Below are 1459 nucleotides of genomic sequence, written 5' to 3'. Positions count from 1 at the left end.
CGTGCGTGCGTGCGTGCGTGCGTGCGTGCGTGGGTAGTTGTGGCGCCGTCAGCCAACGCTCAGTTGTCGGCGGCGCCGGATTAGATCGCGTGACGCTAGTCAATGACGAGCATTGGTCGCGCAGGCGAAACTGCCGCTGAGCAGACGAGCGACCGCTTTCGGGGAGTCTGAGCATGCGAGACGGGTCCGACAGTGTGAGCTGACCTATTTGTAACGATGCTCACGTTGGACTAGTCGGACCGAGCTACTGGTTAGGAACGGCAGGCACGTCGGCCAACTGCCAAGGCTCCAACCCAATCTGACACTCACCTATCTTCGCACCGAACACATCTGAACCGAAGAATAGGAATCTGTACATGCCCATCCAGTCGCCAATCTGTTTTGCAGGATCACCGCTCAACTCTGCTTGGGACGGTTCGTACCTGAACGGCATAAAGCGTAAAGTGTCAATTCCGTTCGTAGCGACTATCTGCATCTCACCGCCAGTTTTCTCTGCTGATTTCTCAACGAGGAAGATCTTATCGAAACACGTTATCGGTAGCTGATCAAGGAGATACTGCTCCCGCCCTTTCTTACGGTCGTCTGCTAATTTCGCTTGGTACGCAACTCGGAACGCTTCTACATCCGGTGCTACGCCCGTGCAGTACGGCCCCTCTGAGAGATCGAGAAGCGTCATTTCAATGGTAGTCACGCCCTTGATGATTTTTGGTCGCAGTGACCAGGCCTCAGGTGACGTATCTGGTTCGGTTGCACCGGCAATGATGAGCTCCGAGAACGCTTTGTCCCTTTGAAGAAAGCCCACATCCATGGTGAGATCTCCGAGGATCTTTGCCGCGAACTCGACCACTTCGTTGACGGTAGGTAGTCTTGAACCAATAAGTGCGGCGAGTGCTTGCTGCAAGCAGAAGACAGCGTTGTGCGCGACCAAAGTGTGCCCGGCTACTGCTACCGCGAGCGTAGCCGTCGAGTCGAAATCCCTACTTCGCACCCGGACAGGCACTTCGAACACTTTGGCACAACGATCGGTCAGTATCCCGCCTCCTCCAGCCGTCGAAGAAGCCCGAGAGTCGGCGATCAGCCAGATCGCATTGTCGGGTACGCTAGAGAATGACTGCCTCGTCTGCCATATAACTACCGTCGTCATCAGGGTTTCCTTTTGATGTTCGTCAATACTGTTGACGACGATTTCCGTGGTAACTTGAGCCTCCGCGACGCACTGGCGCGCGAGCGAGTCGGTTGCTCAAATGCGCCGTATTGCGAATGACGGCGAAGCGGCCTGCGTCAGCCACATCGCAATCGGACGGAGATCGTCGCCTATGGCCGACTGGGGCAAGGTGAACCAACGGACCTTCACGCCGAAACAGAATGGCGGAAGACAATGTAACTCCCATCAACTCAATGGGAGTCTGTCATGGGAAGCAATCTAAGCCGTGAGCCCTGGAACAAAGGCAAGTTGGTC

Annotated in this window: 1 protein-coding gene; it reads right to left on the bottom strand. The window is 55.7% G+C overall.

Annotation, left to right across the window (positions count from 1 at the left end):
* Positions 1-244 precede the first annotated feature (244 nt).
* Positions 245-1144, bottom strand: a complete 900-nt coding sequence (locus BG57_RS30815) for a hypothetical protein (protein ID WP_035971075.1) — start codon at positions 1142-1144, stop codon at positions 245-247.
* Positions 1145-1459 lie beyond the last annotated feature (315 nt).

Source organism: Caballeronia grimmiae, from assembly GCF_000698555.1.
Lineage (GTDB): Bacteria > Pseudomonadota > Gammaproteobacteria > Burkholderiales > Burkholderiaceae > Caballeronia > Caballeronia grimmiae.
This window is presented reverse-complemented; position numbering and strand designations above follow the sequence as displayed.